Origin of the sequence: [Actinomadura] parvosata subsp. kistnae, assembly GCF_900323885.1 — a bacterium.
Lineage (GTDB): Bacteria > Actinomycetota > Actinomycetes > Streptosporangiales > Streptosporangiaceae > Nonomuraea > Nonomuraea composti.
In genome coordinates this window covers 650383-673055 of the sequence record NZ_OOHJ01000015.1, presented here as the reverse complement: position 1 = coordinate 673055, position 22673 = coordinate 650383, and the positions used below count along the sequence as shown (strand labels likewise).

18 protein-coding genes are annotated in these 22673 nt (G+C 71.9%); 9 read left to right on the top strand and 9 right to left on the bottom strand.

Annotated features, from left to right (window positions below; translation table 11 throughout):
- Nucleotides 1-126 precede the first annotated feature (126 nt).
- Together KIS93_RS17775 and KIS93_RS67520 are read left to right on the top strand one after the other, a co-directional pair.
- Nucleotides 127-1614: a heparinase II/III domain-containing protein gene (locus KIS93_RS17775; RefSeq protein WP_080036540.1), complete on the top strand. Its 1488-nt coding sequence runs from the start codon at nt 127-129 to the stop codon at nt 1612-1614.
- Nucleotides 1611-2363, top strand: coding sequence for an IclR family transcriptional regulator (locus tag KIS93_RS67520; protein WP_155126411.1), 753 nt, complete (start codon nt 1611-1613; stop codon nt 2361-2363). Before KIS93_RS17775 ends, KIS93_RS67520 begins: the two co-directional genes overlap by 4 nt.
- A gap of 24 nt (nt 2364-2387) precedes the next feature.
- Here the strand turns inward: KIS93_RS67520 and KIS93_RS17765 are convergent, their stop codons facing one another.
- From KIS93_RS17765 to KIS93_RS17755, 3 genes are read right to left on the bottom strand one after another with little or no spacing between them, the layout of a single operon-like run.
- Nucleotides 2388-3506, bottom strand: coding sequence for a magnesium and cobalt transport protein CorA (locus KIS93_RS17765; RefSeq protein ID WP_080036541.1), 1119 nt, complete (start codon nt 3504-3506; stop codon nt 2388-2390).
- A 15-nt stretch (nt 3507-3521) separates the two neighbouring features.
- Nucleotides 3522-3995, bottom strand: a complete 474-nt coding sequence (locus KIS93_RS17760) for a nuclear transport factor 2 family protein (RefSeq protein WP_080036542.1) — start codon at nt 3993-3995, stop codon at nt 3522-3524.
- A gap of 7 nt (nt 3996-4002) precedes the next feature.
- Nucleotides 4003-6588: an MXAN_6230/SCO0854 family RING domain-containing protein gene (locus tag KIS93_RS17755; RefSeq protein ID WP_186404291.1), complete on the bottom strand. Its 2586-nt coding sequence runs from the start codon at nt 6586-6588 to the stop codon at nt 4003-4005.
- Nucleotides 6589-6867: 279 nt separating this feature from the next.
- On the opposite strand from KIS93_RS17755, the gene KIS93_RS17750 reads away from it, so the two are divergent.
- Both KIS93_RS17750 and KIS93_RS17745 read left to right on the top strand, forming a co-directional pair.
- Nucleotides 6868-7566 carry a M50 family metallopeptidase gene (locus tag KIS93_RS17750; RefSeq protein WP_080036544.1) on the top strand — a complete coding sequence of 233 codons (699 nt, stop codon included), beginning with the start codon at nt 6868-6870 and terminating at the stop codon, nt 7564-7566.
- A 45-nt stretch (nt 7567-7611) separates the two neighbouring features.
- Entirely contained in the window at nt 7612-9465 is a 1854-nt protein-coding gene (locus KIS93_RS17745; protein WP_080036545.1) for a serine/threonine-protein kinase, read from the top strand.
- Here KIS93_RS17745 and KIS93_RS17740 read toward each other — a convergent pair.
- Nucleotides 9454-11673 (bottom strand): thiamine pyrophosphate-dependent enzyme, encoded by a 2220-nt coding sequence (locus tag KIS93_RS17740; protein WP_080036546.1) that lies wholly within the window; start codon nt 11671-11673, stop codon nt 9454-9456. The two genes, KIS93_RS17745 and KIS93_RS17740, sit on opposite strands and share 12 nt — an antisense overlap.
- Nucleotides 11674-11871: 198 nt before the next feature.
- Here KIS93_RS17740 and KIS93_RS17735 point away from each other — a divergent pair, with 198 nt between their 5' ends.
- On the top strand, nt 11872-13212 hold the full coding sequence (locus KIS93_RS17735) for a hypothetical protein (RefSeq protein WP_080036547.1): 1341 nt from the start codon (nt 11872-11874) through the stop codon (nt 13210-13212).
- A 62-nt stretch (nt 13213-13274) separates the two neighbouring features.
- On the opposite strand, the gene KIS93_RS17730 is transcribed toward KIS93_RS17735, so the two are convergent.
- From KIS93_RS17730 to KIS93_RS17710, 5 genes are all read right to left on the bottom strand, one after another.
- Entirely contained in the window at nt 13275-13799 is a 525-nt protein-coding gene (locus KIS93_RS17730) for a coiled-coil domain-containing protein (protein WP_155126414.1), read from the bottom strand.
- Between the two features lie 60 nt (nt 13800-13859).
- Nucleotides 13860-14714, bottom strand: a complete 855-nt coding sequence (locus KIS93_RS17725; protein ID WP_080036549.1) for an ABC transporter permease — start codon at nt 14712-14714, stop codon at nt 13860-13862.
- A 2-nt stretch (nt 14715-14716) separates the two neighbouring features.
- Nucleotides 14717-15694, bottom strand: a complete 978-nt coding sequence (locus KIS93_RS17720; protein ID WP_080036550.1) for an ATP-binding cassette domain-containing protein — start codon at nt 15692-15694, stop codon at nt 14717-14719.
- Nucleotides 15695-16207 carry a PadR family transcriptional regulator gene (locus KIS93_RS17715; RefSeq protein WP_186404290.1) on the bottom strand — a complete coding sequence of 171 codons (513 nt, stop codon included), beginning with the start codon at nt 16205-16207 and terminating at the stop codon, nt 15695-15697.
- A 153-nt stretch (nt 16208-16360) separates the two neighbouring features.
- A complete protein-coding gene (locus KIS93_RS17710) occupies nt 16361-16954 on the bottom strand; it encodes an SACE_7040 family transcriptional regulator (protein ID WP_080036552.1) in 594 nt (197 codons plus the stop codon).
- Between the two features lie 66 nt (nt 16955-17020).
- Between KIS93_RS17710 and KIS93_RS17705 the strand changes: the two genes are divergently transcribed.
- From KIS93_RS17705 to KIS93_RS17690, 4 genes are read left to right on the top strand one after another with little or no spacing between them, the layout of a single operon-like run.
- Nucleotides 17021-18574 carry a carboxyl transferase domain-containing protein gene (locus KIS93_RS17705; protein WP_222107538.1) on the top strand — a complete coding sequence of 518 codons (1554 nt, stop codon included), beginning with the start codon at nt 17021-17023 and terminating at the stop codon, nt 18572-18574.
- 3 nt (nt 18575-18577) lie between these two features.
- Complete coding sequence (locus KIS93_RS17700; RefSeq protein ID WP_186404289.1) at nt 18578-20617, top strand: acetyl/propionyl/methylcrotonyl-CoA carboxylase subunit alpha; 2040 nt, start codon at nt 18578-18580, stop codon at nt 20615-20617.
- Nucleotides 20618-21523 carry a hydroxymethylglutaryl-CoA lyase gene (locus KIS93_RS17695; protein WP_080036554.1) on the top strand — a complete coding sequence of 302 codons (906 nt, stop codon included), beginning with the start codon at nt 20618-20620 and terminating at the stop codon, nt 21521-21523.
- A 3-nt stretch (nt 21524-21526) separates the two neighbouring features.
- A complete protein-coding gene (locus tag KIS93_RS17690) occupies nt 21527-22663 on the top strand; it encodes an acyl-CoA dehydrogenase family protein (RefSeq protein ID WP_080036555.1) in 1137 nt (378 codons plus the stop codon).
- Nucleotides 22664-22673: the final 10 nt, after the last annotated feature.

Sequence of the window (22673 nt, the reverse complement as noted above, 5' to 3'; positions counted from 1 at the left end):
CCTGAAGGCGCCGCGCGTCTGAAAGCGGCGCGTGGCTTCCGCGCGCCTGAAGCGCGAGCCGGGTCCGCGCGCCCAAAAGCCGCGTGTGTCTTCCGCGCGCCCCGAAAACCCAGGAGTGATGACGACGTGTTCCGGCGTGCCAGAACGACCTCGGGCAAGGCCATCTGCCTGAGCGACCAGTTCCCGGGGATCGACGTGAAGGAGGTGATGGCCGGCCTGGTGACGTTCGTGAAGCTGCCGCCCGTGCGGCTCGGCACCCCCATCGACTGGACGGCCGACCCGCACGGCAACCGCTCCTGGTCGCTGCACCTGCACACGCTGCGCTGGATGGGCCGCCTCGTGGCCGCGTACGAACGTACCGGCGACCGGGCGTGTCTCGACCGGGCCGGCGCGATCACCGACGACTGGATCCGCGCCAACCCGCGCGGCGGCCCCGGCGTCAGCCCCTGGGCGTGGGCCGAGCACGCCGTCGCGCTGCGCGCCCCCGCGCTGGTGTGCCTGAGCGAGCACGTCCAGACCAGGGAGCTGTGGGACAGCCTGGCCGAGCACGGCGAGGTCCTGGTCGACCCCGCCCTCTACCGCGAGGGCCACAACCACGGCCTCGACCAGGACATCGCCCTGCTCGTCGTCGGCTGCCGCCTCGGCCGGGCGCGCTGGCGGGACCTGGCCGTCCGCAGGATGACGGCCTCCGCCGAGCTGGCCGTGGACGCGCAGGGCGTCCTGCACGAGCAGGCCCCCCGCTACGGCCTGTACGTGCACCGCCGCCTCGGCGTCGCCCTGCGCGCCATCCGCGAGAGCGGGGCCGAGGCGCCGCAGCGGCTGCTGGAGCGGCGGCGGGCGCTGGAGTCGTACATCGCCCACGCCACCCAGCCGGACGGCCACCTCGTCCCCATCGGCGACAGCCCGGCCGACGCCCGCGCGGACGGGTTCGCGCACGAGGGGCCGGCCGTGCGGGTCTTCGACGGCGGCTACGTCTTCGGCAGGACCGCCTGGGACGACCCCGCCGCCTCCTACTACTCGATCAGGTTCGGCCCGGGGCGGCGGCTGCACGGCCACGAGGACCATCTCGGCGTCACGTACTCCGCCCACGGCCGCCGCATCCTCGTGGAGGCCGGCTTCCACTCCTACGAACGCACCGGCTACGTCGACTGGACCCGCACCCCCGAAGCCCACAACGTCCCCGTCCCCACCTCGGGAACGTTCCGCCCCGGCACCGCCACCCGCCTCCTCCACTCCTCCGTCGAAGCGTCCAGCCAGACGTACGAGCTGGCCGACGACGCCTACGGCGTGCGGCGGACGCGGCGCGTCACCGTCAACCACGACCCCGCCACGATGGCCGTCCACGACACCGTCTCCTCCGGCACCCTGCGCAGCCTGTGGCACTTCGACCCGGCGCTCAAGGTCGTGTCCCGGCGCCCGGGCGCGGTGGTGCTGGCCGGCCCCGACGGCTTCCACGTCACCGTGCTGCAGTTCCCCGGCGAGGGCCTGGCCGTGCGCCCCGCCCTGATCTCCACCGGCTACCTGCGCACCGCCGAAGCCGTGACCGTCCTGTCGCCCGAGGCGCCCGGTGTCCTGACGGTGATCGTGCCGGGCAGTACTAGCATCCTCCTGTGAAGAACAGGCCCCCGTACGCCCTGGGCTCGGTGGACAACGCGCTTCTCGTCCTGCACATGCTCCGCGACCGGGGCCGCGTCCAGGTCACCGACGTGGCGGGGGAGCTCGGCATCGCCCGCTCGACCGCCCACCGGCTGCTGGCCATGCTGGTCTACCGCGACTTCGCCGTACGGGACGAGGACCACACCTACCTGCCCGGCCCGTTCCTCGCCTCGGCCCCCGCCATCCCCGGCGGCTCCGCCCTGCGCGAGTTACGCGCCCGCACCCGCCCCGCCATGGAGTCCCTGTGCGCCCGCGTCCAGGAGACCGTGAACCTCATGGTCCGCGTCGGCACCGAAGTCCGCTTCCTCGACAGCGTCGAGTTCCCCCGCATCCAGCACGTCACCGACCGCCGCGGCACCATCCTGCCCGCCCACCTCGCCTCCGGCGGCAAAGCCCTGCTCGCCACCCTCCCCCCGGACGAGCTGCACGCCCTCTACCCCGACCTCACCGACCGGGAACGCGCGGCCCTGACCCGCGAGCTCGCCGAGATCAGAACCAGCGGCATCGCCCTCAACATCGAAGGCACCGAACGCGGCGTCTCCGCCATCGGCGCCGCCCTCCGCAACGGCCGCGGCTCCGCGGTGGCCGCCCTGTCGATCTCCGTCCCGTCGGCCCGGTTCGCGGCGGACGAGCTCGGGACGTACGTGGACGAACTCCGCCACGCCGTCGCCGAAGCCGAACGCGCCCTGACCCACTTCCCGGGCTGACCTCGCCGGAGTCCACGCGGGCGGTCAGAGCCAGTCGCGGCGTTTGAAGACCGTGTAGAGGGCCACGCACACCGCCGCCATGAGCACGATGGCGAACGGATATCCGAACACCCAGTGCGTTTCCGGCATGAAGTCGAAGTTCATTCCGTACACGGTGCCGACCAGGGTGGGGGCGAAGAGGATGGCGGCCCAGGCGGAGATCTTCTTGACCTCCTCGCCCTGCTGGATGCTGGCCTCGGTCATCCGGGCCATCTCGGCGTTCTGGGCCTGGGTGACCAGGGTGGAGTTGACGACCAGGATGTTCTGCAGCATCTGGCGGAAGGAGGAGATGCGCTCGGTGACGGTGATGGCGTGGTCGGCCACGTCGCGCAGGTAGCTCTGCAGCTCGTCGGTGACGCCGTACTTGCGGGCGCCCGCGATGAAGCCGTGGATCATGCCGACCAGGGGTGCCGTGGCCCGCTGGAACTCGATGACCTCGCCCGACAGCTCGTACACGCGGCGCGACACCGACGGATCGCCGCCGAAGACCTGGACCTCGATCTCCTCGATGTCCTTCTGCAGCCCGGCCACGACCGGCGCGTAGCCGTCGACGACGGCGTCGACGATCGCGTACAGGACCGCCTGCGGGCCCTGCCGCAGCAGGTCGGGGTCGGACTCCATGCGCTTGCGCACGCCTTGCAGGTCGGGGGCCTCGGCGTGGCGGACGGTGATCACGAAGTTGGGGCCGACGAAGATGTGCAGCTCGCCGAACGCGACCTCCTCCACCTCGTCGAGGTAGCGCGCGGCGCGCAGCACGACGAACAGCGTGTCGCCGTAGCGGTCGGCCTTGGGGCGCTGGGAGCCGACGATGGCGTCCTCCAGCGCCAGCTCGTGCAGCTCGAACTCCTCGCCGAGCTTGACCAGCTCCCACTCCTTCGGACGGTAGAGGCCGATCCAGGCCATCGCGTCCGGCATCTGCTTGAGGCGTTCGAAGGCGTCGGCGAGCGAGCCGGGGTTGTCGACCCGCTCGCCGTTCTGGTAGATCGCGTTGTCGATGACCGTCGGCCGGTAGGGGTGCTCCTCGCTGGCACGCGGGTCCATCGAGTGCTCAGGTGGCTCCTCGCGAACGTCCCCGCCGCGCCTGAAGCCCTTGACCCTGGCCATCGCCCCTCCTCACGTCTACGACGGACGCATCTCGTCGAGCTGCTGCGTCGCACGATCTCTGATGGTCTTGCGCCACATGGGTGTCCATCCGAACAAAAGCCCATGTGGCCTGCCTAGTGCCATTTTCGACCATCGGCGGAAATCGAAGTCGTCGTGGTGGCGAACAATCAGGTCGTCCTCGAACCTGAACAGCGAGTCGATCTCGTTGACGACCTCGCGCCCGGTGCTGTGGAAGGTGTAGCGGGAGGTCCAGTGGGCGGTGCCGGTGAAGTCGTCGGCCGTCACGTCGCGGTACTCCGACTTCAGCCCGTCGCGCACGCCGAGCTGGATCCGCCACATTCTCATCACCCTGTCGCGCCCCTCGACCTCCTGGAAGATGGGGTCGCCGAAGCTCACCTCAGGGTGGTAACAGCGCTCCATGGCCGCGAAGTCCGCCCGGCCGAGAGCGTCGTAGAAGGCGCTGATGAGCGCCACGTGCCGATCGTTCACTCTCCTATCAGACCACGGCTTTCCGGGAGTTCCGGACGGGGGCGAGCCCGGTGAGCAGGTCCGCGGCGTCGAGCAGGCGGGCCTCGCCGAGCCCGTACGGATGCAGCGCGTACGCCTCGGAGCCGGCCGTCAGCTCGACGTCCCCCGAGACCAGCACGGCCAGGTCGACGCCCTCCGGTCCGCCCTGCCAGCCGGATGCCGGCGCGCGGGCCACCAGGCGGGCGGCGAACGCGGCCGTGTCCTCGCCGGGAGCGCGCTCGTACCGGACGAGGGCGCCGTCGCGGCGGCGCACCACGACCTCGGCGGCCCGGGCGGCGGCGTGCCAGCAGCCGACCTCCCACAACGTCACCCGGTCGCGGAACGCGCCCTCCAGCGCCGCCCCGAGCGCGCCCAGCTCATCGGCGCTGCCCGCCACGTTGTGGCCGTAGCCGGCGGCGGACAGGTTGAGGTCGGCCCAGCGCATGGTCCGCGTCCACAGGTCGATCACCAGCGGCACCAGGATCTTCGCCGCCCCCGACAGATCGAACCGCTGCCGGACCGCGAGCGGGTCGAACACCCCTGACGGCCGCTCCATGAACCCCGCGTACCCGCGGACGAGCTCGTCGAACGGCACGTCGTTGTAGCTGAACACCACCGGCACCAGGTAACGGCCGGGCTGCGCGCGCACGTCCACGTCGATGAACTCCGACGCCCCGAGCGGCTCCGGCGCCGACGTCAGGTCGCCCGAGTGGGTGAGCCCCTTGCCCAGGCGCAGGCGCGTGTAGTCGCACATGCCCACGAACCCCCACCCGGCGTCGAACGCCGCCACCGACAGGTCGAGGTCCACCCGTGTGTCCTGCGGCTGCGCCCAGTGCAGGAAGAACCGGATCCGGTCGTGGCGGGGGATGGGCTGGACGCTGCCCCGCGCGAGCCGGACGAGGGCGGCGCTCGCCGTCCGTTCCGAGGTGGGCGCGAGCAGGTCGGCGAGCCCTTCGTCGAGCAGGGCCCGGCGCAGCGGCGGCAGCTCGCCGGCGCGCCGCAGCAGCTCGGCGGTCAGGACGTGCTCGGTCTCCAGCACCACCTCGTCCGGCGGGGCGGGCCGCTCGTCGGGCGCGGTCCAGAAGCGGGTGGTGCCGCCCCGGGGCAGGAACAGCCGCGCACCGCCCGGCTCCGTCCTGACCTGGCCCAGCGCCGCCAGCAGCACGCCGGGCGCCACCTCGGCCGCCGCCCGCGCCAGCACCTCGGGCCGGAAAGCGTCCGGAGCCCGCCGCAGCAGGTGGGACAGGCGGCGCAGCAGCTCGCCCGGCCGTGCCGCCAGCAGCCGCCAGGCGTCGTCGTACCGCTCCTCGGCCAGCGCCGTCTCCAGCCGCGAGGCGAAGGTCACCGGTCGCACCCGCAGCTCCCGCCCAGGCTCGGCGGCGGGTCCGAGCCGGCCAGGCGCGTCGGGGCGCACTTCCAGCCCGGGTTCGCGGGCGGCGTGGTCGAGCAGCGTCCGTCCGAACGGCGTGCCCGCGTCGAGACGGGTGCCGCGCAGCGCCGCGAAGCCCAGCGCCGCCCGCGGGAAGCGGGCGTGCTGCTCGTGCGGGTGCAGCGACTCGGCCATCCGCTTCCACCGGCCCCCGTGCCGCAGCAGGTCCTCCACCAGGTACGGCATCGCCTCCAGCCGCCCCAGCACGGCCCGCCGGACCGCGCGGGACGGTGAGACGCGGCGCGCGGGCGGCGTGCGCAGCCCGGGATCGGCGCCCGACAGCACGTACAGCACCCGCAGCACGTCGGTGGCGGTGCCGGCGTAGCGCTCCAGCAGCTCGCCGCTCCCCTTGCGCAGCCCGAGCGCCACCACGGACGCCATGGTCTCCTTGACCGGGATGTCGTCGGGCAGCCAGGAGACCGACTCGGGCCAGTACCAGTCCAGCAGGGACGCAAGCTCGGCCCGTTCGTGCCCGGCCATGGGGGTGCGCCGCTCCAGCATGCCCACGGCCAGCTCCCGGCAGGCGGCGGCCGGGTCGGCGCACAGCCGCAGCAGCGCCGTGGTGGTGACCGCGGGCCGCTCGGCGCCGGCGCGCCGCTCGGACGGGCGCAGGAACGGGTCGCCGGGGGAGAGGCGGCGGTGGCAGATGGGGCAGGCGCTGAAGTCGGAGCCGTCCCAGCAGGCGTGGCACACCAGGTGGGCGCAGGGCGAGACCGCGTGCACGACCCCCACCTGCCCGCACAGCACGCAGGGCCGCTCGGGCTGCTGCAGCAGCAGGCTGAACACCCGCCGCACGTAGAAGTCGCCCGTGTCGGCCGGTACGCTCTGCGGGAACCTGCGGAAGAGCGGCACGTGCGAGTCGTTCGCCCCCACCTCGGCCCGCAGGCAGTGCAGCAACCGCCGCCCCGCGCGCGTCAGCCCCTCCAAGTCGAGCCCCGTCAGCGCCCGGTACAGCTCTCCCGACATCAGGTGCCCGAGCTGCAGCAGCTCGGCCTCGAGCGCCGCCACCCCGCCGGGCACGTCGGCCGGCCGCAGGTCCGCCCGCCTGGGCTTCCCGACGGGCAGGGGCCGGCCGCGTTCCCCGGCCAGCAGCGCGGGCGCGACCAGCTTGCGCCGGCGCAGCAGGATCGTCGCCGGACCGTCCACCCGAACCACCCCCTGAAGCCAGGGGCCGCGCGGGAGGTCCCGCGCGGCCCGAGCCGGCGGAGAGCGGGCACGCTGTTCATTCGAAGTGAAGGAGAAGGAAGCACACCCTTGAGCCGCCTGACCGGCACCTTACCCGGCTTGATCGGGAAATGCCGGGCATTTTCTCCGGGGGTCCCCGCCCCTCTGGGACGGGCTCCGGCGGCCCGGTGTCGCCTCACCGGCACAACCCTGACTTTCCCCGCCCCGTACCGGAACCTGACCCGTTAGGGTTTGTCCTCGATGGACAAGTTCTGGGCCCACCTGATCAAGGTTCAGCCTGACCCCGACCCCTGGGTGGTGGTGGTCTCGGCTCTCGTCGCGCTGGTGATCGTCGGTTTCCGCATGCCCTGGCAGGTGTCCAGGGGGCTGATCACGATCGCCCACGAAGGCGGCCACGCGCTGATGGCGCTGCTCACGCGGCGCAAGCTCGAAGGCATCCGCCTGCACTCCGACACCTCCGGCGTGACGCTGACCAGGGGCAGGCCCACGGGCCCCGGCATGGTGCTGACCGCGCTCGCCGGCTACCTGGCGCCCCCGCTGCTCGGGCTCGGCGCCGCCTGGCTGACCGAGCAGGGCCACATCACGCTGCTGATCTGGGGCGTGCTGCTGCTCCTGGTCTGCATGCTGCTGCTGATCCGCAACCTGTACGGCGCGCTCATCCTCCTCGTCACCGGCGGCGCCGTGTTCGCCCTGATCATGTACGCGCCGGCGGACGTCCAGCAGGTCGTGGCCCTGGTCGCGGCCTGGTTCCTGCTGTTCGGCGGGGTCCGGCCGATCATCGAGCTGCAGCACAAGCGGCGGCGCAGGCAGGCCAGAGACTCCGACGCCGACCAGCTCGCCCGGCTGACGGTCCTGCCCGGCGGGTTCTACGTGTTCTTCTTCCTGCTCGTGTCGCTGACATCCGTGGCGTTCGGCGCATACCTCATGAACCCGCTCTAGTCCCGCTATTTCGCACTAAACTCCTCAGCAACAGGGGAGAGTGGAGTGCTGCCAGTCGAGGACGCGCCCGGCTACCGGGTACTCGATCAGGCGGGCCAGGGCGGATTCGCCGTCGTGTACCGCGCCTACCAGGAGCGCCTCGACCGGGTCGTGGCGCTGAAGGTGCTGTCCGTGGACAGGGTCGACCAGCGCACCATGCGCAGGTTCCAGCGCGAGCTGCAGCTCACCGGCCGCCTCACCGGCCACCCGAACGTCGTGACCGTCTTCGACACCGGCGTCACCCGCTCCGGCAAGCCGTACATCGCGATGGACTTCTTCGAGAACGGCTCCCTGCGCGACAAGATCCGCAAAGAGGGCCCGCTCCCGCTGCCCGACGTGCTGCGGGCCGGCGTCAAGCTCGCCGGCGCGCTGGCCGCCGTCCACGAGGCCGGCGTCCTGCACGGCGACATCAAACCCCAGAACATCCTCATCTCCCGGTACGGCGAGCTCGCCATCGCCGACTTCGGCGTGGCCCGCGTCGTCGACTCCTCGGAGATCTCGGTCACCTCGCAGGCGTTCACCCCGCTGCACGCCGCCCCCGAAGTGCTCACCGGGCAGCCGCACTCGGCCTCCACCGACATCTACTCGCTCGGCTCCACCCTCTACCACCTGCTGGCCGGCCAGCCCGCCTTCCACAACCCGGCCGACCCGTCGATCGCGCCGCTGATGTACCGCGTGCTCAGCCTCGACCCGCCGCCCATCAACCGGGCCGACGTGCCGGGAGTGGTGTTCGAGACGATCGTGCGGGCGATGTCCAAGCAGCCCGAGACCCGGTACGGGTCGGCGCGCGAGCTCGCCCGCCACCTCCAGGCACTGCAGGCGGACCTCGGCCTCCCGGTCACCGACCTAGTCGGCCAGGACCCGGGCCCGGCGCCACCTCCCCGCCAGGACCTCGGCGCCCCGCAGGCTCCGCGCCCGGATCTCGGCGGCGCTCAGCCTTCGCGCCCGGATCTCGGCGTCCCGCAATCTCCGCGGCAAGACGTCAGCGCCTCGCCGCCTCCGCTGGCGAGCACCGGGTTCCCGGCCACCGGCCAGCACCTCCCGGCGGCCCAGCAGCCCGGCCGGCACCCTCCGGCGGCGGCCCAGCCCGGCCGGCACGCCGGCCCCGTCCAGGGCTCGCCCTTCGCGCCACCCCAGCACGACGGCTTCGCGCCGCAGCCGGGAGCGCAGGGCGCGGGTTACCCCGGCCCGCACACCTCCGCCCCGCCCAGCCCGTACGCGCCTGCCGAGCCCAGCCCCTACGCCCCCGCCGAGCCGAGCCCGTTCGCGCCCGAGTACCCGGGCTCGCACGCCCCCGCCCATCCAGGCCCGGCGCAACGGCCCACCGGGGAGATCGCTCCGCCGGCCGCCACGATCCCGCCGCCCGGCGGCGGCTCCCGTACCGGCAGGATGGTCCTGATCGGCGGGGCGGTGGCGGCCGTCGTGGTCGCCGGCACGGCGCTGGCCGTCTACCTGTCCATGCGCCCGCCCGCCACGACGACCACCGGGACCACGGCGACAGAAGGGCCGAAGACGGGCACCGGCGAGCAGGAACCCATCGGCAAGGAGCAGGTGGCCGCCCTGGCCCCGCGCCAGGTGAAGGTGACCTCCGACCGGGGCGCGCTGGTGGAGCTGCGCTGGTCGCTGCCCGCCGGCGCGCGCGACTACCCGGTGGTCGTCCAGCGCTCCCCGGTGAAGAAGGGCGAGCAGGCGATCACCCCGCTGGCGCAGGGCGCCACCTCGACGCGCGTCGCGGGCCTGGACCCGGACAGCGGCTACTGCTTCCTGGTGGGCGTGCCGCTGCGCATCTCGGAGAGCTCCACGGTCGCCTGGTCGAAACCGACCTGTATCAGAGGCGCCGTCGCCAGATCAACCCAGTAGCTTGCGCGCCGCCTGCTCGATCTCCTCCTCCGACAGCAGCACGTGCTCGGCCGCCCTGCCGAGGGGGATGAAGCTGTCGGACGAGGTGACCCGCCCGATGGCCCCGGTGTAGCCGGCGTCGAGCAGCTCGGCCACGATGCCTTCCGAGACGGCGCCGCTGTGCCGGGTCTCGTCGGCGATGAGCACGTTCCCGGTCAGCTCGGCCGCCCGCAACAGGTCCTCGACCGGCAGGGGCGCCAGCCAGCGCAGGTCGAGGACGCGGCAGCCGTACCCCTCCTGGGTGAGGCGCACGGCGGCGCGCAGGCTCATGCGCACGCCGTTGCCGAACGTGACGATCGTCAGGTCGCGCCCGTCGCCGTAGGAGCGCGCCCGCCCGATCGGCACGTGCGTCTCCGCCCACCGGGCGGGCGGCGCGTACGGCGCGAGCCAGCCGCCGTCGCCCGGGTCGAACAGGTCGCGGGTGTGGTAGAGCGCGATCGGCTCCAGGAACACGCAGACGGACCCCGAGGTGCGGGCCGCGGCCAGGCAGGTGCGCAGCATGGCGGAGGCGTCGTCGGGCCGCGCGGGCGAGGCGATGACCAGCCCGGGGATGTCACGCAGCGCGGCCACCGCGTTGTCGTTGTGGAAGTGCCCGCCGAAGCCCTTCTGGTAGGCGTAGGAGGCCACGCGCACGACCATCGGGTTGGTGTAGGCGCCGCGCGAGAAGAACGACAGCGTGGCCGCCTCGCCGCGGATCTGGTCGAGGGCGTTGTGCAGGTAGGCGAGGTACTGGATTTCGGGCACCGGCAGCAGCTTCGACACGCCCGCGCCGAGCGCCAGCCCCAGCACGGCCTGCTCGTCGAGCAGCGTGTCGAACACCCGCCCCGCCCCGAACCGCTTCTGCAGCCCGCGCGTCACGCCGTACACGCCGCCCTTCTTGGCGACGTCCTCGCCGAACACGGTCATCTCGGGGTAGACGGCCAGTGCGTCGGCGAGCGTGCGGTTGATGGCCTGGGAGAGCGTCATCGGCTTGTCGTTCTCGGGCAGCGCGCCGGCGAACGCCTTCTCCCTGGCCGCCGCGGGCGCCGCCATCGGGCTGATCTTGGCGATCAGCTCCGGCCGGCGGGGCGCGATCGGCTCCATGATCTCCTTGGCGGAGCTCAGCCGCGGGCTGCGCGCCGCCTCCTCGGCGATCCTCAGGACGTGCTCGCGGTCCGACTCGTACGCCTTGAGCAGCTTGTCCGGCGCGATCAGCCCGGCCTCCACCAGCAGCGCCGCGGTGCGTACGAGCGGGTCGCGCTCCAGGTCGGCCCGGATCTCGCGCTGCGTGCGGTAGGCCGACTCGACGTCGGACCCGGCGTGCCCCATGAGCCGCACGGTCGACAGGTGCAGGAACACCGGGGCGCGCCGCTCGCGTACGTGCTGGACGGCCTGGACGGCGGCGTCGTAAGCGGCGGCGAGGTCGCAGCCGTCGGCGGCGATGTACTCGATGCCGGGCCGCCGCGCGGCCGCCTCCACCCAGCCCTTGGGGGTGCGCACGCTGATGCCGATGCCGTTGTCCTCGCACACGAACAGCAGCGGCAGCGCCTGCCCCTGGTAGGTGGCGTAGGCGGCGGTGTTGAGGCCGGACAGGGCGCTGGCGTGGTTGATCGAGGCGTCGCCGAAGCTGCACACCGCGATCGCGTCGGACGGCCACGCGCCCGGCACGCCCAGCGCGCGGGCCCGCTCGATCGCGAACGCGACGCCGACGGCCCTCGGCAGGTGGCTGGCGATCGTGGAGGTCTGCGGGATGACGGCCAGGTCGGGATGGCCGAACACCTTGTGCCGGCCCCCCGCGATGGGCTCGTCGCGGGCGGCGGTCAGGCCCATCAGCACGTCGCGGATGCCCTGCTCGGGCACCCGCCCGGCCTGCTCGGACCGGGCCAGGTAGAAGGCGCCCGAGCGGTAGTGCAGCAGCGCCGGGTCGGTGGGACGCAGGGCGGCGGCGACGGCCGCGTTGCCCTCGTGGCCCGCCGAGCCGATCGTGTAGTAGCCCTCGTCGCGCTCGCGCAGCCAGCGGGCCGCGATGTCGAGCAGCCGGCTTTCGAGCTGGCGCCTGAACAGCGACCTGCATCGCTCGCCGGTCAGCGACGTGCCCTCGCGGACCGGCAGCCCCGGATCTCGCGCCGGGCCGGCCTTGAGCGTCGAAACCGTCTCGGTGAAGTGAGTCTCAACTGTGTCGCGCGCCACAGCATCGATTATGTCTTTGATCGGCGCCGACGTCTGCCGGACGCCGGTGACATGTTGTGGACCGGTCCTTTTGACCCGCCTTCATAACCGTTTGTCAGAAATCACAACTTCACCGTCGGCGTGCACGTCTACTTGTAGTGCACACGTGGCACCCTCAATGCCGCGTTGAACCAATGGGGTCTCCAGGAAGGAACCCGCATGTTACAACGCATCCGTGTCGCCGCCCTCGCCCTCGTGCTCGGCGTCTCCGGGGCCGTCGCCCTGGGCACCCCCGCAGCGTCGGCGGCCCCCACCCCCACCATCACCAGGGTCGAGCTCAGCCCGGCCGCGCCCATCGTGGTCTTCGACAGCGATGTCAGCGTCACGTTCACGTTCACCACGACGAACGCGACCACGGCCACGCTCAAGCTCAACGGTGACACCGTCAACGTCACCTCGACCGCCGTCACCGGCGGGCTGAAGTGGACGGGCACCAAGTCCTTCGGTGCCGGCGCCGCCGGCAAGTGGAACTACGCCGCCACCGCCAAGGGCGACGGCGGCGAAGTCACCCAGACCGGCGCGTTCGACGTCGTCAAGGCACTCACCACCAAGATCGTCGACTTCGACGCCAGCCCGGACCTCGTCGCCAAGGGCGACACCATCCGGGTCACCGGCCGCCTGCTGGCCGACGGCAAGGGGTACGACGGTCAGACCGTCTCCATCACCTTCCGCGAGCGCGGCTCCGACAACTACCGCGAGGTCACCAAGGTGACGACCGGCCGCGGCGGCTGGTTCGGCGCCCGCGCCGAGGCGAACGCCACCGGCTGGTGGCGGGCCGAGTTCGCGGCCACCGGCACCGCCAGGGCGTCCGTCAGCGACGCCGACCGGGTGGACGTCCGGCGCGCCGCCCTCGGCAGCCGCATCGCCGGCTTCGACGCCACCCCCGAGCCGGTCGACAAGGGAGACACGCTCTCCTTCAGCGGCGCCCTGCGCGTCGAGGACCGCGGCGGCCTGGCCGGCCAGCGCGTGTCCATCTTCTTCAAGGCCGACGGCTCGCGCCGCTGGGAGTACGTCACCAGCGACGTGACCGGCCGCCACGGCCGCTTCTCCGCCTCCGCGGAGGCCGTCACCTCCGGGTGGTGGCGCGCCGAGTACCGCGGCGCCCGTGGCATCAACGGCTCGGTCAGCGAGGCCGACTGGGTGAAGGTCGACCAGCCCGCCCCGCAGCCGCCCGCCGAGGAGAAGGCCGACACGCGGCTCATCAAGTTCAACGCCTACCCGGAGCCGGTCAAGCGCGGCAAGTACCTGAAGTTCAAGGGGCTGCTGCAGATCGACGACGAAGGCTCGTGGGAAGGCTACTCCGGCAAGGTGGCGCTGTTCTTCAAGCCGGTGGGCTCGAAGAAGTGGCAGCTCGTCAGGACCACCTGGTCCGGCGACAGCGGCCGGCTCTCCACCAAGGCCAAGGCCTGGAAGTCGGGACACTGGAAGTTCGTGTTCAGCGGCGACGACGACACCTACGGCGACTCCAGCCGTACGGACTACGTCCGCGTGAAGCGCTGACCACCTGAAACACCGCAACGAGGCCCGGGCGGCACCTGCCCGGGCCTCGTTCTTCTTGAAGCTCAGTTGGAGCGGTCGTCGCCCAGCTTGGCGTCTATGCGCACGAGCAGGGTTTCGATGGTGTCGAGCCGCTTCTCGACATTCTCGAGTCGCTCGTCCATCTTCTCGAAGCGCACATCGATCTGCTCGAGTCGCTCGTCGATCTGCTCGAATCGCTCATCGATCTTCTGGAAGCGTGCGTCGATCTGCTCGAAGCGCAGATCGATCTTCTGGAACCGCTCGTCGACCCGCTCGAAGCGCAGATCGATCTTCTCGAAGCGTTCGTCGACTGCGGCGAAGCCCGCCTTCATCTGGGCCCTGAGGCTGTCGACCTCGCGCCCGATCCGTGCGTTGATGTTCTGCCCGACTTCGCTGATGCGCGTGTACTGCGTCTCGAAGCGGGTGGCGATGCTCTGCTGGGGCACGCCACTGACAATAGCCTCTTCCAGAGCTTCGACCCGGGCTTCCAGGTCAAGGTGCTTCTCTGCACAATCCAACATCGGATGATGCTCCTCGGGGACGGAGGGAAAGGACGAGCCGCGCGGCACATCGGGAAAGCTACCCTCCGTCCATGATCGACCGCAGGGAGATACGTAGTTCAGTCGTATCTACTCGGCCTTCCGGAACTCCATGACGGCCACCAGCAGCAACACAAACCCCAGCCCCGCCACGAGCCCGAGCTCGAGCCCCACCGGGACCTGGAAGTCGAACCAGCGCACCCCGGGGTTGAGCATCGACGCCGCCGCGGACGGGACGTCGAGGTGGGCGAAGACGGCTTCGCGCATCGGGTCCACCGCGTACGTCATCGGGTTGACGACCGTCAGGAGGTGGAGCCACGAAGGCAGGTTGGCCAGCGGGAACATGGCCCCGGACAGGAACATCATCGGCATGATGGCCATCTGCATCAGCCCGAAGAACGTCTGCATGTTCTTCATGCGGGCGGCCAGCGTCACCCCGAAGGCCGTGATGGTGAAGGCGGCCAGGAACATCTCCAGGAGCAGGGTGACGATCAGGCCGGGCGCGTACGGCACGCCCACGAGCCCCGCCATGGCCACGATGATGATGCCCTGCCCGACGGCCACGACGGCGCCGCCGAGGCATTTGCCGATGACGATCGCCCCTCGGGAGACGGGGGCGACGAGCATCTCGCGCAGGAAGCCGAACTCGCGGTCCCAGACGATGGAGCCGGCCGAGAACATGGCCGTCATGATCACGGTCATGGAGATCATGCCGGGGTACATGAAGGTGCGGTAGTCGACGCCGGGGATGGAGCCCCGGACGAGGGAGCCGAGCCCCGTCCCCATGACGAACAGCCACAGCACGGGCTGGACGAGCATGGACAGCATGCGGGTGCGGTCGTTGACGAACCGCAGCATCTCGCGGTGCAGCACGATCTTGACGGCTCGCAGGTCGTGCCCGGCGCTGCGGGCGGGCACCCGCACGCCGATGGCCTCTGTCGCCATGGCTATCGCCTCGCCATCGCTCTCATCCACGTCATGGTGTCGGCGCCGGCCTCGGCGTCGCGGATCGTGGAGCCGGTGTAGGACATGAAGACGTCGTCGAGCGACGGCCGGGACACGCTCACGGACTTGATGGGCATGCCGAGCTCGGCGAACAGGCGGGGCACGAACTCCTCGCCGGAGGCGACCGCGAACGTCACGGCGCCCTCGCGCACGGCGGCCTCCAGCCCGAACCGCTCCCGCAGTGCCTCGATCGCCGCGCTGTCGTCGGCGGTCTGGATCTGGACGCGGTCCTCGCCGACGCTGGCCTTGAGCGCTTCGGGCGAGTCGATGACGACGATGCGGCCGTGGTCGATGATCGCGATCCGGTCGCAGTACTCGGCCTCGTCCATGTAGTGCGTGGTCATGAAGATGGTGATGTCCTCCATGAGCCGCAGCTGGTTGATGTACCCCCAGATGGCGGAGCGGGTCTGCGGGTCGAGGCCGACGGTGGGCTCGTCGAGGAAGAGCACGCGCGGCGAGTGCAGCAGCCCGCGGGCGATCTCCAGCCGCCGTTTCATCCCGCCGGAGAACGTCATGACCTTGGCGTCCTTGCGGTCCCACAGCGCGACCATCTCCATCACCTTGCGGATGCGGTCGGCGACGACGTTCTTGGGCACTCCGTACAGCTCGGCGTGGAAGCGCAGGTTCTGCTCGGCGCTGAGGTAGCCGTCGAGGGTGGGGTCCTGGAAGACGAGGCCGATGTTCCTGCGCACCTCGTCGCGTTCCTTGACGACGTCGTGCCCGGCCACGGTGGCGCTGCCGCCGGTCGGGTTGACCAGGGTGCAGAGCATGTTGATGGTGGTGGTCTTGCCGGCGCCGTTCGGGCCGAGGAAGCCGAACACCTCGCCGGGACGCACCTCGAAGTCGACGCCTTTGACGGCCTCGACCTTCCCGTACGCCTTCTGTAACCCGCGTACGGACACTGCGGCGTCCGCGGTCATCTAGTCCTCCGCGAGGATCTGGAAGATGGACTTGCGCGTCTGCTTGATGAGCTTCTTGGCCTCGGCGAGCTGGCGGTCGCCGCCGGTGCGGACGAGGTGCCCGAACGCCTCGTTGAGCTGGGCCCACAGCAGGCGCAGCTCGTGGTGGTCGTCGGGGACGGTGCGGGCGACCTCGTCCCAGGGGGCCTCGCCGGCGTGCCGGGCGGCGAGGTCGCGGCCCTGCTCGGTCAGCCGGTACGTCCGGCTCCCGCCGGATTCGTCGCCGGTCACCAGGCCCTCGTCCTCAAGCTGTTGCAGGGCGGGGTAGACGGAGCCGGGGCTGGGCCGCCAGACGCCGCGGCTGCGCTCCTCGATGCCCTGGATCATCTGGTAGCCGTTCTGCGGCCCTTCGTGGAGGAGGGCGAGCAGGGCGGCTCTGACGTCGCCGCGGCGGATGCGGGGGGCGGGCTGCTCCCAGTGGACGACGTGGTGCGGCGGTGGCGGCGGTGCTCCGGGCGGGCCGGGGAAGGGCATGGGCCCGGCGGGAACGGCGGGGGTGGCGGCGGGGGTGGGGGAGCGTCCCAGAACTCGTGGTGGTCGCGCATGATCGCCTCCAACTATCGAGATATGGTGACGATATATCTAGATAGTTGAGGCGACAAGGCGACGTCAGGAAGTTAACGAGCCTTAACCGATGGCGGCGGCGATGGCGGCCCGCGCCATCGCGTGCAGCATCGGGCGCATGTCCTGCGCGGCCAGCTCGCCCGCGCTGTGCGGCGTGGAGTTGAGCAGGCCGAACACCGCGTGCGTGGCCGCCCGCAGCCGGGCCGCCGGGCAGGCCGGATGCAGCTCGGCCAGCACCGTCACCCACTCCTCCACGTAGAGCCGCTGCAGCCGCCTGATCTGGCGGCGGGCCGGCTCGGGCACGTTGCCCAGCTCCCTGTCGTGCACGGTGATCAGCGCCGGATGCTCGGTGGCGAACGCGATCTGCACGTCGAGCAGCGCGTCGAGGGTCTCTTCCGGCCCGGCCGCGGCGGTGGCGACCGTGACGGCCGACTCGCGCAGCCGGGAGCTGATGTCGAGCAGCATCTCCGACAGCAGCGCGTCCTTGCCGTCGAAGTGGCGGTAGAGGGCCGGGCCGGAGACGCCGACCGCGCCCCCGATGTCCTCGATCGAGACGCCGTGGAAACCGCGGGCCGCGAATAGGCGGGCGGCCGCCTCCAGGATCTCCGCGCGCCTGTTGCGCCGGCTGCGGGTAGGGGTGTCAGAGGCGGTGGTCACGTCTCACATGCTAGACGATGACGTTAATGGTGACTAACATTTGGTGCCATGAGGAGCGACTGGCCGGTGCTGAAGACGGCGGTGGAGCCCGCGGGCGAGGCGTACAAACGCAACGCCGAGCTCAACGAGCGGCTCGCCGCCGACCTGCTCGAACGCCTCGCCGCCGCCGCGCTCGGCGGCCCCGAGCGGTCGCGGCGGCGGCACGTCGAGCGCGGCAAGCTGCTGCCGCGCGACCGCGTCGACGGCCTGCTCGATCCCGGCTCCCGCTTCCTGGAGCTGTCGCCGCTGGCCGCCAACGGCCTCTATGACGACCAGGCCCCGGCCGCGGGCATCATCACCGGGGTCGGCCGCGTCTCCGGCCGCGAATGCGTGATCGTGGCCAACGACGCCACCGTCAAGGGCGGCACGTACTACCCGATCACCGTCAAGAAGCACCTGCGCGCGCAGGAGGTGGCCCTGCACAACCACCTGCCCTGCGTCTACCTCGTCGACTCCGGCGGCGCGTTCCTCCCCAGGCAGGACGAGGTGTTCCCCGACCGCGAGCACTTCGGCCGCATCTTCTACAACCAGGCCACGATGTCGGCGCGCGGCATCCCGCAGGTCGCCGCCGTGCTCGGCTCGTGCACCGCCGGCGGCGCGTACGTGCCCGCCATGAGCGACGAGGCGGTCATCGTCCGCGGCCAGGGCACGATCTTCCTGGGCGGCCCGCCCCTGGTGAAGGCGGCCACCGGCGAGGAGGTCACGGCCGAGGAGCTGGGCGGCGGCGACCTGCACGCGCGCGTCAGCGGCGTCACCGACCACCTCGCCGAGGACGACGCGCACGCGCTGGCGATCGTCCGCGACATCGTCTCCACGCTGGCCCCGCGCGCCCCCAGGCCCTGGGAGACGATCGCGCCCGAGCCGCCCCGCCACGACCCGCGCGATCTCTACGGCATCGTGCCCGCCGACACCCGCCAGCCCTACGACGTGCGCGAGGTGATCGCCAGGATCGTCGACGGCTCGCGCTTCCTGGAGTTCAAGGCCGAGTACGGCACCACGCTCGTCACCGGCTTCGCCCACGTCCACGGCCACCCGGTCGGCGTCGTGGCCAACAACGGCATCCTGTTCAGCGAATCGGCCATGAAGGGCGCGCACTTCATCGAGCTGTGCGACCAGCGCCGCATCCCCCTGCTGTTCCTGCAGAACATCAGCGGGTTCATGGTCGGCAAGGCGTACGAGGCGGGCGGCATCGCCAAGCACGGCGCCAAGATGGTGACGGCGGTGTCGTGCGCGCGGGTGCCCAAGTTCACGGTCGTGATCGGCGGGTCGTTCGGGGCGGGCAACTACGCGATGGCCGGGCGGGCGTACTCGCCCAGGTTCCTGTGGATGTGGCCGAACGCCCGCATCTCCGTCATGGGCGGCGAGCAGGCCGCGAACGTCCTGACCACCGTCGGCGACGCCGACCCCGACGCGATCAGGGCCCAGTACGAGCACCAGGGCAACCCCTACTACTCCACCGCCAGGCTCTGGGACGACGGCGTGATCGACCCGCTCGACACCCGCACGGTCCTCGGCCTGGCACTGTCCGCGGCGGCCAACGCGCCGCTCGAGCCCGCCGGTTACGGCGTCTTCCGGATGTGACGCATGCTGTTCAACCGTGTTCTGATCGCCAACAGGGGCGAGATCGCCGTACGGATCGCGCGCACGCTGCGCCGGCTCGGCATCGCGTCCGTGGCCGTGCACACGCCGTCCGACGCGGGGGCCAGGCACGTCCGCGAGGCCGACCTCGCCCTTGAGGTGCCCTCCTACCTGGACATCGAGGCCATCGCCGGCGCGGCGCTGGACGCGGGGGCGGGGGCGGTGCATCCCGGTTACGGGTTCCTCGCCGAGAACGCCGCGTTCGCCCGCCGCTGCGCCGAGGCGGGGGTGGTGTTCGTCGGGCCGCCCGCCGCCGCCATCGACGCGATGGGCGACAAGATCCGCGCCAAGGCCACGGTGTCCGCTGCCGGGGTGCCGGTGGTGCCCGGCGCGAGCGAGCCGGGGCTCGAGGAGTGGCGCGACTTCCCCGCCCTGATCAAGCCGTCCGCCGGCGGCGGAGGCAAGGGCATGGTGCTCGTACGGTCGGCCGCCGAGCTGCCCGAAGCCCTCGCGTCGGCGCGGCGCACGGCGCTGGCCGCGTTCGGCGACGGCACCCTGCTCATCGAGCGCTACGTCGAGAGCCCGCGCCACATCGAGATCCAGGTCCTGGCCGACACTAACGGCAACGTCGTGCACCTGGGCGAGCGCGAGTGCAGCCTCCAGCGCCGGCACCAGAAGATCATCGAGGAGGCCCCTTCGCCGTTCGTCACCGACGCCATGCGGGCGCGCATGGGGGCGGCGGCGGTGGAGGCCGCCCGCTCGGTCGGCTACGTGGGCGCGGGCACCGTCGAGTTCATCGTCGACGGCACCAGCGGGGCCTACCACTTCATGGAGATGAACACCCGGCTGCAGGTCGAGCACCCGGTCACCGAGCTGGTGACGGGGCTCGACCTGGTGGAGCTGCAGCTGCGGGTGGCGGCCGGGGAGCGGCTGCCGTTCGGGCAGGAGGACGTGCGGCTCGACGGGCACGCGGTCGAGGCCCGGGTGTACGCCGAGGACCCGGCGCGCGCGTTCCTGCCGACGGGCGGGCGCGTCCTGGCGCTGCGCGAGCCCGGCGACGCGCTCCCGGGCGGCGAAGGCGGCGCGCTCCCGGGCGGCCACGGCGGCGGGCTCCCGGGCGGCCGGGGCGGCGTGATTCCGGGCCGCCAGGGCGGCGGGCCGGTCGTTCGCGTGGACTCCGGGCTGGTCGAGGGCGGCGTCGTCGGGAGCGAGTTCGACCCCATGCTGTCGAAGGTCATCGCCTGGGCCCCCGACCGCGACACCGCGCTCAAGGCCCTGGACCGGGCGCTGGCCGGCACGGCGGTCCTCGGCGTGGTGACCAACGTCCCGTTCCTGCGCGCCCTGGCCGCGCACCCGGCCGTCGTCAAGGGCGAGCTGGACACCGGCCTGGTCGAGCGCGCCCTGCCAGACCTGCTGCCCGAGCAGACCACGACCCCGCCGGACGAGGTGCTCGCCGCCGCCGCGCTGACCTTCCACGCCATGCCGCAGGGCGACGACCCCTGGGAGGTCACCGACGGGTGGCGGGTCGGCGAGCGGGCCTGGACGACGTGGCGGCTGGAGACCAGGGACGGCGTGCACGCGGCCCAGGTCCGCGGCCTGCCGGAGGAGTCCGCCGACGTGCTGCTCGACGGCGCGGCCGTCCCCGCCAGGATCAGGCGGAGCGGCGCCGAGCTGGCCGTCACGATCGGCGGCCGCACCGCGCGTTACCTGTGCGTACGCGACGGCGACACCCTCTGGCTCGGCCGCGACGGCGCCTCCTGGTCGTTCACCCGGCACCTCATCGGCGACCCCGGCGACCGGGCCGGCGCCGCCGCGGCGGCCGACGGCGTCGTCAGGAGCCCCATGCCCGGCACCGTCCTGGTGGTCAAGGCGCAGCAGGGCGAACGGGTGAGCGAGGGCCAGCCGCTGCTCATCGTGGAGGCCATGAAGATGGAGCACACGGTCACGGCCCCGCGCGACGGCGTCGTCTCCGAGCTGTCCGCGCGGCCCGGCCAGCCGGTCGACATGGACGCGGTCCTGGCCGTGGTCACCAGCGAGGAGGCGTAGATGCCGTACCCGATGGAAGGTCTTCCGCACCAGGTCACGATCTACGAGGTCGGCCCGCGCGACGGCCTGCAGAACGAGTCCGCGGTCATCCCCGTCGAGGTGAAGGCCGAGCTCATCGACCGGCTCGCCGACGCCGGGCACAAGGTGATCGAGGCGACCAGCTTCGTGCACCCGAAGTGGGTGCCGCAGCTCGCCGACGCCGACGAGCTCCTGACCAGGCTGCACAGAAGGCCGGGCGTGCGCTACCCCGTGCTCGTGCCGAACCTGCGCGGCCTCGACCGCGCCCTCGACCTGGGCGTGGACGAGATCGCCATCTTCGCCAGCGCGACCGAGACGTTCGCCGCGAAGAACCTGAACCGCAGCCTGGAGAGCCAGTTCGAGATGTTCGAGCCGGTCGTGGCCAGGGCGCTCGACAACGGCGTCCGGGTGCGCGCGTACGTCTCGATGTGCTTCGGCGACCCCTGGGAGGGGCCGACCCCGATCGCGCAGGTCGTCGCGGTCGGGGAGCGGCTGCTCGGGCTGGGCTGCTACGAGCTGTCGCTCGGCGACACCATCGGCGTCGGCACTCCCGGCCACGTCACGGCGCTGATCGGGGCCTTCCGCACGCCGGAGCGGCTGGCCGTGCACTTCCACGACACCTACGGACAGGCGCTGTCCAACACCCTGGCAGCGCTCAGATGCGGCGTCACCACCATCGACGCCTCCACGGGCGGCATCGGCGGCTGCCCGTACGCGGAGTCCGCCACCGGCAACCTGGCCACCGAGGACCTGGTCTGGATGCTGCGCGGGCTCGGCATCGAGACCGGCCTCGACCTGGGCAAGCTCGTGTCCACCAGCACCTGGCTGGCGGAGCTGCTCGGCAGGCCCAGCCCGTCCCGCGTCGTACAGGCGCTTTCGAAAGGCTGAGACATGCTCACCGACGAGTACGAAGAGCTGCGCAAGACGGTCGAGGCGTTCGCCCGTGAGGTGGTCGCGCCGGTGATCGGCGACCTGTACGAGCGGGAGGAGTTCCCGTACGACGTGGTGCGGCAGATGGGCGCGATGGGCCTGTTCGGGCTGCCGATCCCCGAGGAGTACGGCGGGATGGGCGGCGACTACTTCGCCCTCTGCCTGGCCCTGGAGGAGCTGGCCAGGGTCGACTCCAGCGTGGCGATCACCCTGGAGGCGGCGGTGTCGCTGGGCGCGATGCCGATCTTCCGGTTCGGCAGCGAGGAGCAGCGCCGGCAGTGGCTGCCCCGCCTGACGTCGGGGGAGCGGCTGGGCGCGTTCGGGCTCACCGAGCCGGGCGGCGGCTCCGACGTGCCGGGCGGGATGCGCACCACGGCCGTGCTCGACGGCCAGGAATGGGTGATCAACGGCACCAAGGCGTTCATCACGAACTCCGGCACCGACATCACCGGCGTCATCGGCGTGGCCGCGCTGACCGGGGAGCGCGAGATCTCCACGATCCTCGTGCCGAGCGGCACGCCCGGGTTCGCCGTGTCGAAGAAGTACTCCAAGGTCGGCTGGAACGCCTCCGACACGCGGGAGCTGTCGTTCACCGACTGCCGCGTCCCGGCTGCGAACCTGCTCGGCGAGCGGGGCCGCGGCTACGCGCAGTTCCTGCAGACCCTCGACGAGGGCCGGGTCGCGATCGCGGCGATCGGCGTCGGGCTGGCGCAGGGGTGCGTGGACGAGTGCCTGACGTACGTGCGCGACCGCCGCGCGTTCGGCCATCCGATCGGCCACTACCAGGCCATCCAGTTCAAGATCGCGGACATGGAGGCCCGCGCGCACACCGCCCGCCTGGCCTACTACCACGCGGCCGAGCGGATGCTGGCCGGGGTGCCGTTCAAGAAGGAAGCGGCGATCGCCAAGCTGGTCTCGTCGAACGCGGCCATGGACAACGCGCGGGACGCCACGCAGGTGTTCGGCGGTTACGGGTTCATGAACGAGTTCCCCGTCGGCCGCTTCTACCGCGACGCCAAGATCCTGGAGATCGGCGAGGGCACCAGCGAGGTGCAGCGGATGCTCATCGCGCGCCAGCTCGGGCTGGGCGACCTGTGAACAGGTGTTT